Annotated in this window: 5 protein-coding genes and 1 pseudogene; all 6 read left to right on the top strand. The window is 70.1% G+C overall.

Annotated elements, in window-relative coordinates; all coding sequences use genetic code 11:
- A pseudogene (locus ENN83_RS13085) lies at positions 1–299 on the top strand (hypothetical protein); the annotation flags it as partial.
- Positions 296–691, top strand: a complete 396-nt coding sequence (ybgC, locus tag ENN83_RS13080) for a tol-pal system-associated acyl-CoA thioesterase (protein WP_287187638.1) — start codon at positions 296–298, stop codon at positions 689–691. The pseudogene ENN83_RS13085 and the gene ybgC, both read left to right, overlap by 4 nt.
- Positions 692–811: 120 nt before the next feature.
- Complete coding sequence (tolQ, locus tag ENN83_RS13075) at positions 812–1507, top strand: protein TolQ (RefSeq protein WP_287187636.1); 696 nt, start codon at positions 812–814, stop codon at positions 1505–1507.
- Positions 1508–1510: 3 nt separating this feature from the next.
- The gene (gene tolR / locus ENN83_RS13070) at positions 1511–1987 is read left to right on the top strand and encodes a protein TolR (RefSeq protein WP_287187635.1); all 477 of its coding nucleotides are present in this window, start codon (positions 1511–1513) and stop codon (positions 1985–1987) included.
- A 38-nt stretch (positions 1988–2025) separates the two neighbouring features.
- Entirely contained in the window at positions 2026–3183 is a 1158-nt protein-coding gene (locus tag ENN83_RS13065) for an energy transducer TonB (protein WP_287187634.1), read from the top strand.
- Positions 3184–4216 (top strand): Tol-Pal system protein TolB (gene tolB / locus ENN83_RS13060; RefSeq protein ID WP_287187633.1); only part of this gene is annotated, 1033 nt, incomplete at its 3' end. It lies immediately after the preceding gene.

The raw sequence follows: 4216 nt of genomic DNA, 5'->3' as shown, positions 1-4216 counted from the left end.
GGGCGATCCGCGCGGCCTTTGTCTTTCAGCGGGTCGATGACGCGATTGCCGCGCTGCCCGCCGAGGCGATCGCGCTGAACCAGATGGTGCAGGTGATCCTGTTGTGGTCCGAGAGCGCCTTTGCCGGGCGCGGCCCGCTGGCCCGGCTGCCCGATGGCAGGCTGGTCCTGCGCCCCGAGATCGCCGGGGTGATCCGGGCGGGCTATGATCCGGCGATGCCGCTGGTGGCCAGCGATCCGGCCCATGCGCTGCGGCTGGCGGCGCGGTTGGAGGGCGAAGATCCGGGGGGAGGGCAATGACGCATCGTTTTCCGGTCCGCGTCTATTACGAGGACACCGATCTTGCGGGCATCGTCTATTACGCGAACTACCTGAAATTCATCGAGCGCGCGCGCAGCGAATGGGTGCGCGACCTGGGCGTGGACCAGGTCCGCCTGAAGGCCGAGCGGGGGGTGGTCTTTGCCGTGCGCCGGGTCGAGGCGGATTACCTGTCGCCCGCCCGCTTCGACGATCTGCTGGAGGTCGAAACCCGGTTGGCCCAGGTCACGCCCGCCCGGCTGACCCTGGACCAGCGGGTCCTGCGCGGGGACGCGGTGCTGTTTTCCGCGCGCGTGACCCTTGTCGCGCTGGGCGAGACCGGCCGGCCCGTGCGCTTGCCGGCGGAGCTTTGCCAGATTGCCGCGCCGCGATAGGCGGAGTGCTGTGCATGCCGCGCCACGCTGACGCGGTTGTGTTGGCATTCCCCCTGAAAAACGGGTAGACTCACGCCAAGGAGGCCGGGAGAACGCGGCCCTCAGCAACGAGCAGGCAGAATGGAAACCGAAACCCTTGCGTTGGCGCAGGAGATTGACTTCTCCTTGCTTGCCCTTTTCTCGCGCGCGACCTTTACGGTGCAGGTCGTGATGCTGTTGTTGGTCGCGGCCTCGTTCTGGTCCTGGGCGATCATCATCCAGAAGACGATCAATTTCCGCGAGGCGCGGGTTCAGGCGCTGGGCTTTGACGAGGCGTTCTGGTCGGGCGAGCCGCTGGACGAGCTGTTCGACAAGATCGGCCCCGAGCCGCAGGCCGCGCCCGAGCGGATATTTGCCGCCGGAATGATGGAGTGGCGGCGCAGCCACCGGCAGGATGGCGGGCTGATCGCGGGGGCCGCGGCACGGATCGACCGGTCGATGGATGTGGCCATCGCCAAGGAGGCCGAGGACCTGAATGGCGGGCTGTCCTTCCTGGCCACCGTGGGGTCCACCGCGCCCTTTGTCGGGCTGTTCGGCACGGTCTGGGGGATCAAGCACGCCTTCGAGCAGATCGCCTTGCAGCAGAACACCAACCTTGCCGTGGTGGCGCCCGGTATCGCCGAGGCGCTGCTGGCGACCGGGCTGGGGCTTCTGGCGGCGATCCCGGCGGTTGTCTTCTACAACAAGCTGTCCTCGGACAGCGACCGGATCGTGGGCGGCTACGAATCCTTCGCTGACGAGTTCTCGACCATCCTTTCGCGCCAGTTGGACACCTGAGCCATGGGCGCGACGCTCACCCCTCGGCAGAACTCGGGCGGCAAGCGCGTGCGGCGCCATCGGCGGCATCCGCCCGCGATGTCCGAGATCAACGTCACGCCCTTTGTCGACGTGATGCTGGTGCTGCTGATCATCTTCATGGTGGCGGCCCCCCTGCTGACGGTGGGTGTGCCGGTCGAGTTGCCGCGCACCGCCGCCGAGGCGCTGCCCGCCGCGCAGGAGGAACCGCTGGCGGTGACGCTGACGGCGGATGGCAGCATCCTGTTGCAGGACACAGAGGTCGAGGCGGACGGGCTGATCCCCAAGCTGCGCGCCGTGGCGGCCGAGCGGCGGGACAACAAGGTCTATCTGCGCGCGGATGGCGCGATTTCCTATCAGCGCGTGGTGCAGGTGATGGGTGCGCTCAATGCCGCGGGATTCCGCGATATCGGGCTTGTGACCGACAGCGGCGGGCCGCGGCTCGACGGGTCGGACGGCTAGGTGAGGGCATGGACCGGGGCACCCAGATTTCGGGGGCGGTGCACCTCCTCTTGGTGGCATGGGTGCTGTTCGGCGGGCTGTTCACCACGCCGAAGCCGCGGCCGATGCAGGTGACGGATGTCACCATCCTGTCGGGCGAGGAATTCGCCGCGCTGACCGCCCCCGCAGCCGCGCCGCAAGCCCCCGCCCAGCAGGTCGAGACGCCGCGCAGCCCCGTGGTGCCCACGTCGCCCCGGCCCGCGCGCGCGCCCGAACGCAGGCCCACGCCGCCCGCGCCGCCGCCCGCGCAGGACAGCTCCGCGCCCGATCCGGCGCCCGATACCAGTGCGTTGCAGCCCCCGCCCGAGGCCGAGGTGACCGATACGCTGCCGCCGCTGGCCGCGCCGCCCCCGGTCAGCACCACCGGCCCGGAGGCCCCCGTGGCCGATACCGCACCGCCGCGCCCCGCGCCGCGGGTGGCGCCCGAACCGGCCGCGCCGCGGCCCGAGGATGTGGCGGTCGCGCCCCAGCCGCGCGAGGCGGTGCGCCCCGATGCCGCCGCGCCGAGCCCTGCGCCCAAGGTCGAGGCCGCCGCGCCCGAAGAGGCCGCGCCGCAGATCGTGACCGAGGCCGAGGAGCGGGTCGAGACCGGGCAGATCCTGGCCAGCTCGCCCCGTCCGCGCGTGCGCCCCGAGCGTCGGCCTGAACCGGTGCGCGAGACCCAGACCGCCGCCACGCCGCCGCCGACGCCCCAACCGCCGCCCGCGCCGGAGCCTCCGCAGCCGTCCGCCCAGGACAATCTGGCCGATGCGGTGGCCGGTGCCGTGGCCGATGCGCTGGCCTCGGGTGCGGCCGAGACGCCCCGGGCGGGCACCGGCACCGCCGCCTCTGGCCCGCCGATGACCGCCGGAGAGCGCGACGCGCTGCGCGTCGCGGTCTCGCGCTGCTGGAATGTGGGCGCGCTGTCGACCGATGCCCTGATGACCAGCGTGGTCGTGGCGCTGGACATGCGCGAGGATGGTCGCCCGGTGATCGAGTCGATCCGGCTTGTGTCCTCGTCGGGCGGGTCCGACATGGCGGCGCGGCAGGTCTTCGATTCGGCGCGCCGCGCGATCGTGATGTGCGGTTCGTCGGGCTTTCCGCTACCGGTGGAAAAATATGACCAGTGGCGGCAGATCGAGATGACATTCAATCCCGAGAACATGAGGATCCGGTAGATGTTGCGCGTTTTGACCCCGCTTCTTGCCCTTGCGCTTGGCGCCATGCTGGTCCCCGCTGCGGGGCTGGCCCAGGGCGGTCCGCTGCGCATCGAGATCGACGAGGGCGTGATCGAGCCCTTGCCCTTCGCCGTGCCGGAGTTCGTGGCCGAGAACGCGGCCGCGGCGGAGTTCGCGCGCAACATCGCGCGGGTCGTGGCCGCCGATCTGGCCGGGACGGGCCTGTTCCGGGAAATCCCGGCCGAGGCGCATCTTGCGCGGGTGACGAATTTCGCCAGCCCCGTGCAATATTCCGACTGGAAGGCGATCAATGCGCAGGCGCTGATCACCGGGGCGGTGTCGGTGGATGGCAACGGGCGGCTGAACGTCAAGTTCCGCCTGTTCGACATCTATTCCGAGGCGCCGCTGGGCGACGGGCTGCAATTCGGCGGTTCGGCCGCGAACTGGCGCCGCGTGGCGCACAAGGTCGCCGATCAGGTCTATTCGCGGATCACCGGCGAGGGCGGCTATTTCGACAGCCGCGTGGCCTTCGTCGCCGAGACCGGGCCGAAGAATGCCCGCCAGAAGCGGCTGGCGATCATGGATTACGACGGCGCGAATGTGCAATACCTGACCGATACCGCGTCGATCGTGCTTGCGCCGCGCTTTTCGCCGACGGGCGACCGGGTGCTTTATACCAGCTACGAATCCGGGTTCCCGCGGATCTATGTGCTGGATCTTGCGACCGGGGGACGGCGGGGGCTGGACGATCAGCCCGGCTCGATGACCTTTGCGCCGCGCTTTGCGCCGGACGGACGGCGGGTCGTGTTTTCGCTGGCGCAGGGCGGCAATACCGACCTTTACGAGCTTGACCTGTCGAACGGGCGGCGCACGCGGCTGACCTCGGCCCCGTCGATCGAGACCGCGCCCGGCTATTCGCCCGATGGCCGCCAGATCGTGTTCGAGAGCGACCGTTCGGGCGTGCCGCAGATATATGTCATGCCCGCCTCGGGCGGCGAGGCGCGGCGCATCTCGTTCGGGCAGGGGCGCTATG

The sequence above is a fragment of the Rhodovulum sp. genome, assembly GCF_011048875.1.
Classification (GTDB): domain Bacteria; phylum Pseudomonadota; class Alphaproteobacteria; order Rhodobacterales; family Rhodobacteraceae; genus Rhodovulum; species Rhodovulum tesquicola.
Note: the sequence above shows the minus strand (reverse complement) of the source record. Positions and strands in the feature narration are given on the sequence as shown.